Consider the following 14,428-nt stretch of genomic DNA (forward strand, 5'->3'; position numbering starts at 1 on the left):
CAGGCAACGAGACTTGGAGCTGTCATGCCCACTCAAGCCAAGAGCAAGAAGGAAGCCGTCGAGCCCCGGAAGACCTCCTCGCCCGAGGAGCCGGAGCGGGTCCGGGCCCACGAGAGCGAGCAGCATCTGGTGGTCCACACGCTGAACGCCACCCTGCCCATCCCGTACTTCACCCCGGGTGACCTGGCGAACAACACGCGGACCGTCACCGGCTGGCTGCCCTCGCCGGGGCCGGCGAAGGACCTGGTCTACTACGGCGGCCTGGGCGCCCTCGCGGTGGCCGGCGCCCTGGAGTGGCCGGTGGCGCTGGCCGTCGCCGGGGCCACCTGGGTCATCCGGAGCAGGCAGGAAGGCCGTACCGGGCACCCGGGGGTCGCCCACGAACCGGAAGGTGTGTCAGGCGGTCGCGGTAGCGGCCTGTCGTGAGCGCGCGTACGCCGCGTACAGCTCATGGACGACACGGGCGAAGAACGCCTCGGCCAGCATCATCCCGACCTTCACCAGCACGGCCTGCACAAAACTGCCCATGGGGATCACTCTCCTGTTCACCGGCCCCTGTCCGGTCCTGTCACCGTTGCGTGCGCCTCCTTTGCCCGCTGGACGCGGAGCGCAACCGACGGCGGGACGAACGGGGGACGGCCCCGGGGTGAGGACACGGAGCCGCCCGCGGTCCGTCTCGGAGACGGTCCGCGGGCGGCCGGTGCCGGAGGGCGGGGTCAGGCTCCGCTGACCGACGCCAGGTAGGCGTTCGTCTTCTCGGGCTCGTAGAAGAAGTTCTCGAAGTCCGCCGGGTTGTTGAAGCCGTTCGCGAAGCGGTCGGCGACGGGCTGGAGCTGGCCGGCCGCGCCGATCAGGTTGAGGACGTGCTCCGGCGGGGCCTGGAGCATGGTGTTCGTCCACTTGGTGACGTGCTGGGCGGTGTCCCAGTAGCGGTCGAAGGTGGCCTGCATCCACTCCTCGTCGAACGGCTTGTCGCCATGCTCGACGATGGCGGCGAGGTACGCGGCCGCGCACTTGGACGCCGAGTTGGAGCCCTGGCCGGTGATCGGGTCGTTGGCGACGACCACGTCGGCGACGCCGAGGACCGCGCCGCCGCCGGGCAGCCGCCCGATCGGGTTGCGCACGGTCGGGGCGTAGCGGCCGGCGAGCGTGCCGTTGGCGTCGGTCAGTTCGACCTTGGTGGCGCGCGCGTACTCCCAGGGCGTGAACTTCTCCATCAGCTCCAGGGTGAGCGCCAGGTGCTCGGAGGGGTCCTTGACGCCCTGGAACGCGTCCAGCGGGCCGCCGGGGATGCCCTCCCAGAAGAGGATGTCGGCGCGGCCGGACGTGGTGAGCGTCGGCATGACGAACAGCTCGCCGACGCCGGGGACCAGGTTGCAGCGGACCGCGTCGAAGTCGGGGTGCTCGGGGCGGACACCCATGCCGTGGACGTAGGCGACGGCGAGCGCGCGCTGCGGCTCGGTGTACGGGGAGCGGGACGCGTCCCGGCCGAACATCGAGACCAGTTCGCCCTTGCCTGCCGAGACCAGCACCAGGTCGTAGGTGCGGGAGAAGTAGTCCAGGTCGGAGACGGCCGCGCCGTGGATGACGAGCTGGCCGCCGCGCTGGGCGAAGGTCTCCATCCAGCCGGCCATCTTCACGCGCTGGTCGACCGACTGGGCGTAGCCGTCGAGCGTGCCGACCCAGTCGATGGCGCGCTGGGTGGGGCCCGGGTCGTGCGAGCCGGGGGCGGCGACGGAGACGCCGAGGCCCTCGATCTTCGGGGCCTGCGACTCCCAGAAGTTGAGCTGCAGATCGCGCTCGTGCTGGAGCGCGGTGTGGAACATGCACTGCGTCGACATGACCCGGCCCGAGCGGATCTCGTCGGCGGTGCGGTTGGACATCAGCGTGACCTCGTAGCCCTGGGTCTGGAGACCGAGGGCGAGCTGGAGACCGGACTGGCCGGCTCCGACGACGAGTATCTTCCGTGACATGGAATGCCTCTAACTGGGTTACGGGTATGAGGAGTTGCGCGTTACGCGGGGGTGGCGTCCAGGGCGTGTCCGACCAGGGACAGCAGCGTCTCGATCACCGAGATCCGGCGGCGCGCGTCCATGATCAGGACCGGTACGTGCGGCGGCACGGTCAGCGCCTCGCGGACGTCGGCCTCCTCGAACTCCTCTGATCCTTCGAAGTGGTTGACGGCGACGACGTACGGCAGGCCGCAGCTCTCGAAGTAGTCGAGGGCGGCGAAGCAGTCCGAGAGCCGGCGGGTGTCGGCCAGGACCACGGCGCCTATCGCGCCGCGCACCAGGTCGTCCCACATGAACCAGAACCGCTGCTGGCCCGGGGTGCCGAAGAGGTAGAGCACCAGGTCGTCGTCGAGCGTGATGCGGCCGAAGTCCATGGCGACCGTGGTGGTCGTCTTGTCCGGCGTCGCCGTCAGATCGTCCGTGCCCTCGCTCGCCTGGGTCATCAGCGCCTCCGTCTGGAGGGGCTGGATCTCCGAGACGGCGGTCACCATCGTCGTCTTGCCGACCCCGAAGCCGCCCGCGATCACGATCTTCGTCGCGATCGGGGCCCGCGTTCGGTCCGTCTGCCAAGCCTGCACCTGCTCCTCGTCGTCGAGGAGTTCAGAGACGGCGGAGTCCACTCAGCACCCTTTCGAGCAGCGCGCGGTCCGGCTGGCCCGGGCCGTGACCGGTTCCGTACACACGGATCTTTCCCTGGTCGGCGAGGTCGCTCAGCAGTACGCGGACCACGCCCAGGGGCATCTTGAGAAGCGCGGCGATCTCGGCGACCGTGCGCATGCGGCGGCACAGTTCGACGATGGCGCGCATTTCCGGCATCACTCCCGCGAGCGTGCCCTTGCCCAGTTCGAGCCGCTCGTCGGGGGCCTCCAGCGCGGCCACGAAGGTCTCCACGAGGAGGACGTGGCCGAAGCGGGTGCGGCCGCCGGTGAGCGAGTAGGGCCGGACGCGGGCGGGTCTGCGGTCGCCGCCGCGCTTGGGGAGTTTGTTCGGGGTCGAGCTCGTACTGCCGGGGGTCATCGGGTGCTCTCCATCGACTGGCGCAGCTCGCTGCGGAGTTCGGGCGTCAGGACGTGCCCGGCACGTCCGACGAAGAGCGCCATGTGGTACGCGATGACGCTCATGTCGCAGTCCGGGGTGGCGTGCACGCCCAGCAGCGATCCGTCGCTGATGGACATGACGAAGAGGCTGCCCTCCTCCATCGCGACCATCGTCTGCTTGACGCCTCCGCCGTCCATCAGCTTGGCGGCGCCGATGGTGAGGCTGCCGACGCCGGACACGATGGTGGCCAGGTCGGCGCTGGAGCCCTTGGGGCCGCCGCTGTGGTCGCTGGGAGTCTCGGTGTTCCTTCCCGGGTCGGACGAGAGCAGGAGCAGCCCGTCGGACGAGACGACCGCGACCGAGAGGAGCCCTGGCACCTCCTCGACCAGGTTGGTCAGCAGCCAGTGCAGATTGCGTGCTTCGCTGCTCAGTGCAGAGTTGTTGAGTGCAGGGGTGGGCGCAGTCAACTGCTTGCCTCCTCGGCTGTGTCCCCCTTGGCTTCTCCAATACGTGCTGTGTTCCCGGTATCGGCGGTCTCACCGATCTCGGCCGCCACGTCGCGCCGCCCTTCCTGGGCGCCCCGGTGGAAGCCTCCCAGCCTGCGCCGCAGCGCGTCCGCGTCGACGGAGCCGGTACGCGGCTTCGGAGCGGCGGCGGGAGCGGCGAGCTTCGGGGTGCGCTTGGGCAGGCCCTTGTCCGTGAGGCGCTCACGGCTCTCGGTGCGCTGCGCGGGGACCTCTTCGCTCCGGGCGCTCGCGTCGGGCGTGCGCTCGTGGGCGTCGGGCTCCGGCTCGCGCGCGGGCAGCGTCCGGGGGCGGACGGGCAGGCCGGTGCCCGCGGCGGGCGGTGCGGGGCGCTCGGCCGGCGCCTCGGGCTCGGGCTCCGGCTCCGCCTCTTCGTCGGCCGGCGGGACCGGCGCGATGAGCTCCATCGTGGTCTCGGCGGGGCTCTCGGCCGGGGGCCCGGCGACGGCGTCGTCGGTCTCGGCCTCGGTCTCGGCCACCCGTACCGCCTCTTCGGCGGCCTCGATCAGCGGGTCGGCGCCGGTGTCCGGACCGGACTCGGCGAGCGAACGGCCCGACAGGACATTGGAGTTGGCCTCCGCCTCGGAGCCGGGCAGGTGCACGGCGGGCGCGCCGCCGGGCACCAGGGCGGGCGGCGGGACCGACGCGGTGGGGGCGGCGGCGAGCAGCGCGGTGGGCAGGACGGCGACGGCGGCGATGCCGCCCTGCTTCTGGTCCCGGAGCCGGACCCGGATGCCGTGCCGCGCCGCGAGCCGCGCGACGACGTAGAGGCCGAGCCCGAGACCGTCGGTGTCCTCCGGGTCGTGGCCCTGCTCGGGGGTGAAGGCGGCGAGCCGGGCGTTCAGCTCGCGCATCCGGTCGTCGGCCATGCCGATGCCCTCGTCCTGGACGGAGAGCATCACCTCGCCGTTCTCCAGGAGCCAGCCGGAGATCTCGACGGAGGCGTCCGGCGGCGAGAACGAGGTGGCGTTCTCCAGGAGTTCGGCGACCAGGTGACTGAGGTCGTCGGCGGCGAACCCGGCGATGTGCGCGTGCGGCGGCAGCGCGGCGATGCGCACGCGCTCGTAGCGCTCGATCTCGGAGACGGCGGCGCGGGCGACGTCGACGAGGGGCACGCTGCCCGCGTGGCTCTGGCCGTGATCGGCACCGGCCAGGACCAGCAGGTTCTCGCTGTGGCGGCGCATGACCGTGGCGAAGTGGTCGAGCTTGAAGAGCGTGCCGAGCCGCTCGGGGTCCTGCTCGCGCTCCTCCAGGCCCTCGATGACGCCGAGCTGGCGCTCCACGAGGCCGAGGGTGCGCAGGGCGAGGTTGACGAACGTGCCGTGTATGGCGCCCTTGGCGCGCTCCAGCTGCACGGCCGCGTCGGCGAGCCGGGTGCGCAGCGCGTCCCGGTCGTCGGCCATCCGCTGGCGCTCGCCGATCAGGTGCCTGCGGTCGGACTCCAGGGTGGTGAGCCGCTCGTGGAGGGCGACGGCGTGGGCGTGCAGCGCGTTGACCGAGCGGACGACCTGGGCGAACTCGTCGTTGCGCCCGGTGAACTTCACGGGCTCCTCGGTCGCGGGCGACTCGGCCACCCGGGCGGCGCCGATCCGCAGCGCGGCGAGCGGCCGGGTCAGCGAGCGGGCGGTGCCCATGCCCACGCCGACGGCCGCCAGCAGCAGGACGCCGACGAGCGCTATCCGGATCTCCAGCGCGGTCACGTCGTCGTCGCGGAGCCGCTCCAGGCTCTTGAGCCGCTGGTCGCCGAGGGCCGACTCGGCGCCGCGCATCAGGTCGACGCGGGAGGTCAGGGCCGCGTCGACGCTCTTCTTGCTGTAGCCGAGCTCGGCGTCGGACAGCGTCGGGGCGTCGGTCAGCTGCTCCAGGTACTTCTCGGCGCGGCTCGCGTCGGGGCCGGTGACCGTGGAGTCGTACGCGTCCACGGTGGCGCCCGGCGCGGACGCGCGGAAGGCGTCGAGGGCGGCCTGCTCGGCGACCCGGGCCTGCATCGCGGCGGCGGTGAGGGCGTCGCGCTGCTTGCTGTCGGAGGATGTCCGGCTGGTGACGGTCTTCGGCAGCCCGGTGACGGGGTCGATGACCGTCGTGGTGGTCGAGGTGCCCGGCACGGAGTACGCGGCGAGCAGCAGCCCGCGCGCGGCGGAGGCCTGGTCGACGGCGCGGTCCAGGTCGGCGAGGGCGCGGGCACCGTGCCCTGCCCGCACCGGGATGTTCTCGGCCAGCTCCTCGGCCTGCCGGTGCAGTTCGGAGATGGCGTCGGAGTAGGCGGTGTGCGCCTGGAGCGCGCTGTCCTTGCCGGTGAGGGCGGCGCGGCGGACGGCGGCGACGTCGCCGAGGGCGGCCTTCAGGGAGCCGGGGGCGTCGGCGCGCAGCTCCTCGACCTGGCGGTCGACGCGGGCGCTGCGGCCCTCGCTCAGGCCCTTTCCCTTGGGGCGTCCGGCGGCGATGTAGGCGGTGACCTCGTCGCGCTCGTCGGCCAGCGCGTGCGACAGGGCGAGGGCCTGCTGGGTCCGGGCGGCGTCGTCGACGAGTTCCTGGGTCTGACCGACCTGGGAGGAGGCGGCGAGCACGGCGGGCGCGCCCGCTCCGGCGACGGCCGCGGCGACGACGGCGACCGCGATGATCAGCCGGTTGCGTACGCGCTTGCGCTTGCCCGTGGGGCCCGGAGGGGGCGTGGGAGTCGGGGCGAGCGCCTTGGGCGGGACACCGGGGGTCTCGGAGGCGGCAGGGGCGCCAGGGGTTGCGGAGGCTTCAGGGGACTGCGTTCCGTCGGGCGCCTGGGGCGAGGGGCCGCTTCCGGACACCCCCGCGCCGTCCGGCTGCGCCAGCCCCTGGGACCCGTTACCGCCGGAGGTGTTCCGCACTGATGCTCGCATTCCTGACTCGTCCTACCCGTGGGCCCGGATGACGATTCGTCACCACATGGGCCCTTCTGGCATGGCTCCCGACCATTCCAGCGCCGGTGGGCAGGGGGCGCACATCACCTCGCCCGCCACCCGAAGGAGTGAACCCCGAACGGAAGTTGGCGGGCAAGTTCCCACGGCACAGTCACCACCTTTTCACAGCGCGCCGGTTGGACGTCGTTCACGGGCTTTGGCAAGATGCCCCGCCGGTGATCGCCGGAGTTGATCATTCCTCCCCAAACCCGACGGCTGACCTGCTACGACGGGCCGAGCGGCCGATGTTCACCGCGTCTGTGAAGAGCTCGTGCAGACTGGCCGGATGCGCATCGAACTGACCAGCGAGCCCGGCGACCCCGCCCGTCCGAACGAGGACTACACATCGGTAGCGCTTCCGGCCTCCGGGCAGGGCGGATCCCTCGTCGTCCTGGACGGTGTCACACCCCCGTCCGGCGACGACGGCTGTCTGCATTCCGTCCCGTGGTTCACCGCCCGGCTCGGCGGGGCCCTGCTTGAACTGTCCGGTTCGCGGCGGGATATGACTTTGCGTGACATTCTCGCGGCCGCCGTGGCCAGGACCGCCGACGCGCACCGGGCGACCTGTGACCTTTCTCACCCGCGCACGCCTCAGGCAACCGTCGTACTGGCCCGCTGGGACGCGGAGCGGGTCGAGCATCTGGTGCTGTCGGACTCGGCGTTGCTCGTCGAGGCGCCCACGGGGGCGGTCACGGCGCTGCTCGACGACCGCCTGGACCGGGTGCCGCGCGCCTCCCTGTCCTCGGCCGCGGTGGCCGACGCGACGGTCCGCAACAAGGAGGGCGGCTTCTTCACGGCGGCGGCCGATCCGGCGGTGGCCGCCAAGGCGGTGACCGGCACTCTCGCGCGGGCCGAGGTCAGGGCGCTGGCCGCGATGACCGACGGCGTCACCCGCTGGGTGGAGAAGTTCCGTGAGGGCGACTGGGCCGATCTGTTCACCCTCGTCCGCAAGGAGGGCGCGGAGGCGACCGTGGCGCGGGTCCGGGCCCTGGAGGCCGCGGACGAGGAGACCCGCGCCTTTCTGCGGCGCGGCAAGACCCACGACGACGCGACGGTGACGTACGTGGAGCTGTAGGCGTCCGGGGTTGCTTGGGGCGCGTACTCGTCTGCGGGTGCGCGGTGGCCGGTCGCGCAGTTCCCCGCGCCCCTGAAACGAGCTCCGCTCGTCCAGGGGAAGGCTGCGCGCAGCGCACGCCTTCAGGGGCGCGGGGAACTGCGCGAGAAGCGGCCATCGGCCCGCAGGTAGCAACGAGAACCGCGCGCGGCAGACGCGGATCTTCACGAGCGACCACGACGAGGAGCGCGGCGCTACTCGTGCTCAGCCCCCGCGTTCAACTGGTGGAGCAGCCGAGCCAGTTCGGCGACCTCCAGACGATCCCACCCCGCGAGCTGCCGGACATAACGCGCCCGCCGGGCATCCCGCACCTGCCGGAAATTGGCGCGCCCCAGATCGGTGAGCGAGACGAGCCACGCGCGGCCGTCCGCCGGGTCGGGCTCGCGGGAGACGAAGCCGAGGTCCTCCAGCGCGCGGAGCTGACGGCTCATGGTGGCCTTGCCGACCCCGATGTACCCGGCGAGTTCAGTGGCCCGCTGCGCCCCGGACTCCTCCAGACGCACGAGAAGCCCGTACGCGGCCGGCTCCAGGTCGGGGTGCACCTCGCGGGCCATCTCCCCCGACGAGGCCCGGGCCCGTCGCAGAAAGACGGTCAACTCCCGTTCCAGCGCCAGAAATTCGTGGTCCACACCAGTCGGCGCGATATCGGATTTCGCGGTACGTTCCGCACTCCGTCGCCTGTCGTTTCCGCCTTCGTGCACGTCAGCGCCCATGGCCACAGTTTCCCCGGGTTTCGAGATTCTGAAAGTTTTCGCCAACCGCCGCCATTGCCGCAGCTCCGCCAGTATTTCGCAGGAGTAGACCAACGGCACCACCCGGACCCTCTTCCCTCGCCCAGGTCTACATGCGTAGCGTCATGCATGGCATGTTCACACCACCATCCCCACGGCGGCATGCCAACAGGTCACCGGCACGTCCCAGCACAGGTCCCCGATCAGCGATCACTGATCCCCCACGAGGCCTTCGGAGGCACTCCCATGCCCGTGCACAGACCCGGAACGACCCGCCGCACTCGCTTCGGCGTGGCCGGGACGATCCTCGCAGCGCTCTCCCTCCTTTTCACCCTGCCGAGTGCGGCGCAGGCCGCCGACATCCCCGCCCGCGGCGAGGCCCGCATGGGCATGGGCGTCGCCGCGCACGACGGCGACACCGGCCAGGGCCCTGTCGGCAGGGTCACCCAGACCGAGGGGGTCGACGTCAGCAGCCACCAGGGCAACGTCGCCTGGTCGACGCTCTGGAGCAGCGGCGTGAAGTGGGCCTACACCAAGGCCAGTGAGGGCACGTACTACACCAACCCGTACTTCGCCCAGCAGTACAACGGCGCGTACAACGTCGGCATGATCCGCGGCTCGTACCACTTCGCGACGCCGGACACGACGAGCGGCGCCACCCAGGCCAACTACTTCGTGGACCACGGGGGCGGCTGGTCCAAGGACGGCAAGACGCTGCCGGGCGTGCTCGACATCGAGTGGAACCCCTACGGCGCGTCCTGCTACGGCCTGTCGCAGAGCGCGATGGTGAGCTGGATCGCGAGCTTCGTGAACCAGTACAAGGCCCGCACCGGCCGCGACGCGGTCATCTACACGGCGACGAGCTGGTGGACCGAGTGCACCGGCAACTCCGCCGCGTTCGGCTCCACCAACCCGCTGTGGATCGCCCGCTACGCCTCCACCGTCGGCGCGCTGCCGGCCGGCTGGGGCGTCCAGACGATCTGGCAGTACACGTCGTCGGGCCCGACGGTCGGCGACCACAACAAGTTCAACGGCGCGCTCGACCGCGTCCAGGCGCTCGCCAACGGCTGAGCCCGCACCCGCCGACAGCAGGCCGACGGCCCGGACCCCGGTCGGGGTCCGGGCCGTCGCCCGTCCGGCAGCGTCCGTCACGCCGCGACCGGAACCTCCAACCCGGCAGGCGCCAGGGCCAGTTCGAGGACCTGGCGGACGTCCGTCACCGGGTGGACGTCCAGCTTCTCCAGGACCTCGGCCGGGACGTCGTCCAGGTCCGCCTCGTTGCGCTTCGGGATGATGACGGTCGTGACGCCCGCCCGGTGCGCGGCGAGCAGCTTCTGCTTGACGCCGCCGATGGGCAGCACGCGTCCGGTCAGCGACACCTCACCGGTCATCGCCACGTCCGTACGGACCAGCCGTCCGCTCAGCAGCGAGGCGAGAGCCGTCGTCATCGTGACGCCCGCGCTCGGGCCGTCCTTGGGGACCGCGCCCGCCGGGAAGTGGATGTGCACGCCGCGCTCCTTCAGGTCGGCGACGGGCAGCTCCAGTTCCGCGCCGTGCGAGCGCAGGAAGGAGAGCGCGATCTGCGCCGACTCCTTCATCACGTCGCCGAGCTGACCGGTGAGGGTCAGTCCGGCCGCGCCCGTCTCCGGGTCGGCGAGCGACGCCTCCACGAAGAGCACGTCGCCGCCCGCGCCGGTCACCGCGAGTCCGGTCGCGACACCCGGCACCGCCGTGCGCCGCTCGGCCGGGTCCTGCGCCGACTCGGGCACGTGGTGCGGCCGCCCGATCAGCGCCCGCAGATCGCCCTCGCCGACGGTGAACGGCAGCTCGCGGTCGCCGAGTTCGTGCTGGGCCGCGACCTTGCGCAGGACGCGGGTGACGGCCCGCTCCAGGTTGCGCACGCCGGCCTCGCGCGTGTACTCGCCGGCCAGCTTGCGCAGCGCGTCCTCACCGATGGCGACCTCACCGTCCGCGAGGCCGGCCCGCTCCAGCTGGCGCGGGAGCAGGTGGTCGCGGGCGATGACGACCTTCTCGTCCTCGGTGTACCCGTCGAGCCGGACCAGCTCCATGCGGTCGAGCAGCGCCTCCGGGATGGCTTCGAGCACGTTCGCCGTCGCGAGGAACACGACGTCGGACAGGTCGAGTTCGACCTCCAGGTAGTGGTCGCGGAAGGTGTGGTTCTGCGCCGGGTCGAGGACTTCGAGCAGGGCCGCGGCCGGGTCGCCGCGGAAGTCGGAGCCAACCTTGTCGATCTCGTCGAGGAGCACGACCGGGTTCATCGACCCGGCCTCCTTGATCGCGCGGACGATGCGGCCGGGCAGCGCGCCGACGTACGTACGCCGGTGGCCGCGGATCTCCGCCTCGTCCCGGACGCCGCCGAGGGCGACGCGGACGAACTTGCGGCCCATGGCATGCGCGACGGACTCGCCGAGCGAGGTCTTGCCGACGCCGGGCGGGCCGACGAGCGCGAGCACGGCGCCGCCGCGCCGTCCGCCGACGACGCCGAGGCCGCGGTCGGTACGCCGCTTGCGCACGGCCAGGTACTCGGTGATCCGCTCCTTCACGTCGTCCAGGCCGAAGTGCTCGGCGTCCAGGACGTCGCGGGCGCCCTTGATGTCGTAGGCGTCCTCCGTCCGGTCGTTCCACGGGAGTTCGAGGACGGTGTCCAGCCAGGTGCGGATCCAGGAGCCCTCGGGCGACTGGTCGCTGGAACGCTCCAGCTTGTCGACCTCCTTGAGGGCGGCCTCGCGGACCTTCTCCGGCAGGTCGGCGGCCTCGACGCGGGCGCGGTAGTCGTCGGACTCCTCCCCGTCCTGCTCGCCGTTGATGTCGCGCAGCTCCTTGCGTACGGCTTCGAGCTGGCGGCGCAGCAGGAACTCGCGCTGCTGCTTGTCGACGCCCTCCTGGACGTCCTTGGCGATGGTCTCGGCGACGTCCTGCTCGGCGAGGTGCTCGCGCAGCTGGGCGGTGGCCAGCTTGAGGCGCTCGACCGGGTCCGCGGTCTCCAGGAGTTCGACCTTCTGCGCGGTGGTCAGGAAGGGTGAGTAACCGGAGTTGTCGGCGAGCGCGCCCACGCCCTCGATCTGCTGGACGCGGTCCACGACCTGCCAGGCGCCGCGCTTCTTCAGCCAGTTCGTGGCGAGCGCCTTGTACTCCTTGACGAGCTCGGCCACGGCGCCGGGCAGCGGGTCGGGGGCGGTCTCCTCGACCGTCAGGCCCTCCACCCACAGGGCGGCGCCGGGGCCGGTCGTGCCCGCGCCGATGCGCACCCGGTCGCGGCCCCGGATGAGGGCGCCGGGGTCGCCGTCGGCCAGGCGTCCCACCTGCTCCACGGTGCCGAGCACGCCGATGTTCGCGTACGCGCCGTCGATCCGCGGCACGAGCAGCACCCGGGGCTTGCCGGGCTCGCCGCGCGCGGCGGCCTGCGCGGCCTCCACCGCGGCGCGTACGTCGGTGTCGTTCAGGTCCAGCGGCACCACCATGCCGGGCAGAACCACCTCGTCGTCGAGGGGCAGCACGGGCAGGGTGAGCGGTGCGGACGTCGAAGCCATGATCTCCCCTTTGGCAGTCAAGTTGAGCTATGTGGACTCAATGCACGGGAGGCTTCGGATGTTCCCCGGCGGGTGTTCGCTCTGAGCGATCACATCTGCCCGGGACGGACATGCGATGCGTAAGGTTCACTTATCGCTATCGACCATTACACCGGGGGTGCGCGTGACCGGCGAGCGGCATGTACGTGACTGGATCGACGGGTGGGCCGTCTCCCGCGGGGCCGCGCCCCCTCTCGTCGAACCATGGGGCTACACGATTTATGTCGGCCTGGCGGAACAGGTCGGGCGGCACGTGTTCGACGCCACCAACGACGACGTGCGCGAGGACGACGTCCGCAAGGTCGCCGGGGCCGTCACCGGGCGCGGCACCCACCTGAAGGTCTTCGCCGACCGGGCGCGGGTGGTGCCCTGGCTCGGTGCGGGATGGGAGCCGTACGGCGCCGACGACTTCCTGATGACGGTCGGGCTGGCCCCGGCACCCGCGCCGGAGGTGCCCGCCGGTTATCGGCTGCACACCTGGGCGCGGGGCGGCGTGACCCGGGTCCTGCTGACCGACTCCGACGGGACGTTCGCGGCGCGGGGGCAGGTCGCGCCGGTCGGGGCCTGCGCGACCGTCGATCAGATCGAGACCTCGCCGGATCATCGCCGCAAGGGGCTCGGCAGTGTGGTGATGCGGACGCTGCACGCTGCCGCGTATGCCCAGGGGGCGGTGCGGGGGGTTCTGGCCTGTACCCCTGCGGGGCGGCTGCTGTACGAGTCGCTGGGGTGGGACGTCGTGGCGCCGCTCACCAATGCCAAGTACGTGGGGGCCGTTTCGTAGGTGCGGCTTCGCCGTGGCTGAGGTCTCGGGGCTCCGCCCCGGACCCCGCTCCTCAATCGCCGGAGGGGCTTGATTTGCCGGGGTCGCCTGATTGGCCGGGGTCGCTTGATGTGCGCCAGCGGCGGACCAGCGGCCAAGTCGCCACTCCGATCGCCAGGGCCAGCAGGTGGCCCCAGCTCGTCATCGGGTCCGTGAAGGCGATCAGGTCCTCGATCAGCGTCGCCGCGAAGACCCCGAGGACCAGCCGGCGCAGCCAGGGCGTGAGCAGGCCGGAGAGGGCGCCGATGCTCGTGGCGACGCCGAAGCTGATGCCGTAGTCGAGGCGGTGCAGCGAGCTGTCGGGCAGATGGCCCACCGCCACCGACAGGCCCACCGGCACCTCGGTGGCCAGCGTCGCCAGAACATGGCCGAGAAGGAAGACGGCCGCCGTGCGCAGACCCCCTATCCGCCGCTCCAGCGCGGTCAGCACGACGACGAAGGCGACCACGAAGGGCGACGAGAGGCCGCCCGCGATCCACAGCGCGCTCGCCACCAGGACGAGGACCGGCGACTGGGCCAGATGGGTGACATCGGTGCTGGACGCACGCAGCGCGGCGGACACCGCGTGCGGGGAGGCGAACTCCATGTACAGGGAGGTGGCGACGAGCACGGCCGTGTAGCCGAAGGTGAACGGGGTGCCGGTGGGAGTGGGCAGCAGCAGCCACGGCCGCAGGCGGCGCGGGCCGGTGCGGCGCACCGTCTCCAGGGCCGGGGGGCCGGGCTGTGCGGGGATGCCGTCGAGCGGACGGCCGTCGACGACCGTCGCCTCACCGGCACCGGTGATCACGCCTCCTGGTTCCACGAGGGCACCCCTTTCGCGCGCATCCGCCCCAGACTTCGCCCCGACTGCGCGCCCTGTCCATGACGGACGCCACGTAGGACGCGATGCACAGCAACCTCACAGGCCCCGGCCGCGTCCGCAACCGAACCCCCCGCACGCCAAACCCGTATCGGCCAAGATGGCCCGCATGAGCGTCGTGCATCCGGAAGAAGCCCCTGTCGTCCTGGACCGCCGCGAGGGACCCCACGGCGAGGTCGTGCTGCGCAGGCACGGCGATCTGCTGCAGATCATCGCCAACGGCACCTTCCTCATGGACACCTCCGACGGCCGCTCCGAGCGGCTGCTCGTCGACGCCGCCCTCGGCGAGCTCGGTCCCGGCCGCGAGCGGCCCGCCGTGCTGATCGGCGGTCTCGGCGTCGGCTTCTCCCTGGCGCACGCGGCCGCGGACCCGCGCTGGGGCCGGATCACCGTCGTCGAGCGCGAGCCGGCCGTCATCGACTGGCACCGGCGCGGCCCGCTGGCCCGGCTGTCCGCCGGGGCGCTCGCGGATCCCCGCACCGAGATCGTCGAGGCCGACCTCGTCGACCACCTGCGCACCGGGCCCGCCGTCTACGACGCCCTCTGCCTCGACATCGACAACGGCCCGGACTGGACCGTCACCGAGGACAACGACGGCCTCTACTCACCGGCCGGTCTCGCCGCCTGCGCCGCCCGCCTGAACCCGGGCGGTGTGCTCGCCGTCTGGTCCGCACAGCCGTCCGCAAATTTCGAAGGAACCTTGCGGAATGCCGGATTCCGACGGGTCCGCACCGAAGAGATCCCGGTTGTCCGAGGCGTACCCGACGTGGTGCACCTCGCAGTACGGGGCGCGTAGCCGACCGGCGG

General features: G+C 72.0%; 14 protein-coding genes. 5 read left to right on the forward strand and 9 right to left on the reverse strand.

Translation table 11 applies throughout. The features are described 5' to 3' along the window. Nucleotides 1–24 precede the first annotated feature (24 nt). Nucleotides 25–426 carry a hypothetical protein gene (locus K377_RS27815; protein ID WP_111666302.1) on the forward strand — a complete coding sequence of 134 codons (402 nt, stop codon included), beginning with the start codon at nt 25–27 and terminating at the stop codon, nt 424–426. Here the strand turns inward: K377_RS27815 and K377_RS42425 are convergent. The 6 genes from K377_RS42425 to K377_RS27840 all read right to left on the reverse strand — a co-directional run bounded on the left by K377_RS42425 (nt 397) and on the right by K377_RS27840 (nt 6,435). Next, nucleotides 397–528, reverse strand: coding sequence for a hypothetical protein (locus K377_RS42425; RefSeq protein ID WP_258395140.1), 132 nt, complete (start codon nt 526–528; stop codon nt 397–399). The two genes, K377_RS27815 and K377_RS42425, sit on opposite strands and share 30 nt — an antisense overlap. Nucleotides 529–716: 188 nt before the next feature. Further along, nucleotides 717–1,973 (reverse strand): styrene monooxygenase/indole monooxygenase family protein, encoded by a 1,257-nt coding sequence (locus K377_RS27820; protein ID WP_111666303.1) that lies wholly within the window; start codon nt 1,971–1,973, stop codon nt 717–719. Nucleotides 1,974–2,014: 41 nt separating this feature from the next. Beyond that, nucleotides 2,015–2,632: an ATP/GTP-binding protein gene (locus tag K377_RS27825; protein WP_111666304.1), complete on the reverse strand. Its 618-nt coding sequence runs from the start codon at nt 2,630–2,632 to the stop codon at nt 2,015–2,017. Continuing rightward, entirely contained in the window at nt 2,613–3,029 is a 417-nt protein-coding gene (locus K377_RS27830) for a DUF742 domain-containing protein (protein ID WP_111666305.1), read from the reverse strand. The genes K377_RS27825 and K377_RS27830 overlap by 20 nt, the downstream gene beginning before the upstream one ends. Further along, nucleotides 3,026–3,517, reverse strand: coding sequence for a roadblock/LC7 domain-containing protein (locus K377_RS27835; protein ID WP_111666306.1), 492 nt, complete (start codon nt 3,515–3,517; stop codon nt 3,026–3,028). The genes K377_RS27830 and K377_RS27835 overlap by 4 nt, the downstream gene beginning before the upstream one ends. Beyond that, a complete protein-coding gene (locus K377_RS27840) occupies nt 3,514–6,435 on the reverse strand; it encodes a nitrate- and nitrite sensing domain-containing protein (RefSeq protein ID WP_375605965.1) in 2,922 nt (973 codons plus the stop codon). The genes K377_RS27835 and K377_RS27840 overlap by 4 nt, the downstream gene beginning before the upstream one ends. 358 nt (nt 6,436–6,793) lie before the next feature. Between K377_RS27840 and K377_RS27845 the strand changes: the two genes are divergently transcribed. Further along, nucleotides 6,794–7,582, forward strand: a complete 789-nt coding sequence (locus K377_RS27845; protein ID WP_111666307.1) for a protein phosphatase 2C domain-containing protein — start codon at nt 6,794–6,796, stop codon at nt 7,580–7,582. 233 nt (nt 7,583–7,815) lie between these two features. Here K377_RS27845 and K377_RS27850 read toward each other — a convergent pair whose 3' ends face one another. Beyond that, the gene (locus K377_RS27850) at nt 7,816–8,334 is read right to left on the reverse strand and encodes a MarR family winged helix-turn-helix transcriptional regulator (RefSeq protein ID WP_375605966.1); all 519 of its coding nucleotides are present in this window, start codon (nt 8,332–8,334) and stop codon (nt 7,816–7,818) included. Between the two features lie 264 nt (nt 8,335–8,598). Here K377_RS27850 and K377_RS27855 point away from each other — a divergent pair, with 264 nt between their 5' ends. Next, entirely contained in the window at nt 8,599–9,423 is an 825-nt protein-coding gene (locus K377_RS27855; RefSeq protein ID WP_111666308.1) for a lysozyme, read from the forward strand. Nucleotides 9,424–9,500: 77 nt separating this feature from the next. Here K377_RS27855 and lon read toward each other — a convergent pair whose 3' ends face one another. Further along, nucleotides 9,501–11,903, reverse strand: a complete 2,403-nt coding sequence (lon, locus tag K377_RS27860; protein ID WP_111666309.1) for an endopeptidase La — start codon at nt 11,901–11,903, stop codon at nt 9,501–9,503. Between the two features lie 163 nt (nt 11,904–12,066). Between lon and K377_RS27865 the strand changes: the two genes are divergently transcribed. Next, complete coding sequence (locus K377_RS27865; protein ID WP_258395142.1) at nt 12,067–12,723, forward strand: GNAT family N-acetyltransferase; 657 nt, start codon at nt 12,067–12,069, stop codon at nt 12,721–12,723. Nucleotides 12,724–12,775: 52 nt separating this feature from the next. Here the strand turns inward: K377_RS27865 and K377_RS27870 are convergent, their stop codons facing one another. Then, a complete protein-coding gene (locus K377_RS27870) occupies nt 12,776–13,564 on the reverse strand; it encodes a rhomboid-like protein (RefSeq protein ID WP_111666311.1) in 789 nt (262 codons plus the stop codon). A gap of 157 nt (nt 13,565–13,721) precedes the next feature. Here K377_RS27870 and K377_RS27875 point away from each other — a divergent pair, with 157 nt between their 5' ends. Then, nucleotides 13,722–14,417 carry a spermidine synthase gene (locus tag K377_RS27875; RefSeq protein ID WP_375605967.1) on the forward strand — a complete coding sequence of 232 codons (696 nt, stop codon included), beginning with the start codon at nt 13,722–13,724 and terminating at the stop codon, nt 14,415–14,417. Nucleotides 14,418–14,428 lie beyond the last annotated feature (11 nt).

Source organism: Streptomyces sp. PsTaAH-137 (genome assembly GCF_003259365.1).
Lineage (GTDB): Bacteria > Actinomycetota > Actinomycetes > Streptomycetales > Streptomycetaceae > Streptomyces.

Bases quoted from the DNA above. Each gene is read 5' to 3' on its own strand.
- K377_RS27845 (WP_111666307.1), top strand. From the start codon at position 6,794: ATGCGCATCGAACTGACCAGCGAGCCCGGCGACCCCGCCCGTCCGAAC.
- K377_RS27850 (WP_375605966.1), bottom strand. From the start codon at position 8,334: ATGGGCGCTGACGTGCACGAAGGCGGAAACGACAGGCGACGGAGTGCG.
- K377_RS27855 (WP_111666308.1), top strand. From the start codon at position 8,599: ATGCCCGTGCACAGACCCGGAACGACCCGCCGCACTCGCTTCGGCGTG.
- lon (WP_111666309.1), bottom strand. From the start codon at position 11,903: ATGGCTTCGACGTCCGCACCGCTCACCCTGCCCGTGCTGCCCCTCGAC.
- K377_RS42425 (WP_258395140.1), bottom strand. From the start codon at position 528: ATGGGCAGTTTTGTGCAGGCCGTGCTGGTGAAGGTCGGGATGATGCTG.
- K377_RS27830 (WP_111666305.1), bottom strand. From the start codon at position 3,029: ATGACCCCCGGCAGTACGAGCTCGACCCCGAACAAACTCCCCAAGCGC.
- K377_RS27875 (WP_375605967.1), top strand. From the start codon at position 13,722: ATGGCCCGCATGAGCGTCGTGCATCCGGAAGAAGCCCCTGTCGTCCTG.
- K377_RS27815 (WP_111666302.1), top strand. From the start codon at position 25: ATGCCCACTCAAGCCAAGAGCAAGAAGGAAGCCGTCGAGCCCCGGAAG.
- K377_RS27820 (WP_111666303.1), bottom strand. From the start codon at position 1,973: ATGTCACGGAAGATACTCGTCGTCGGAGCCGGCCAGTCCGGTCTCCAG.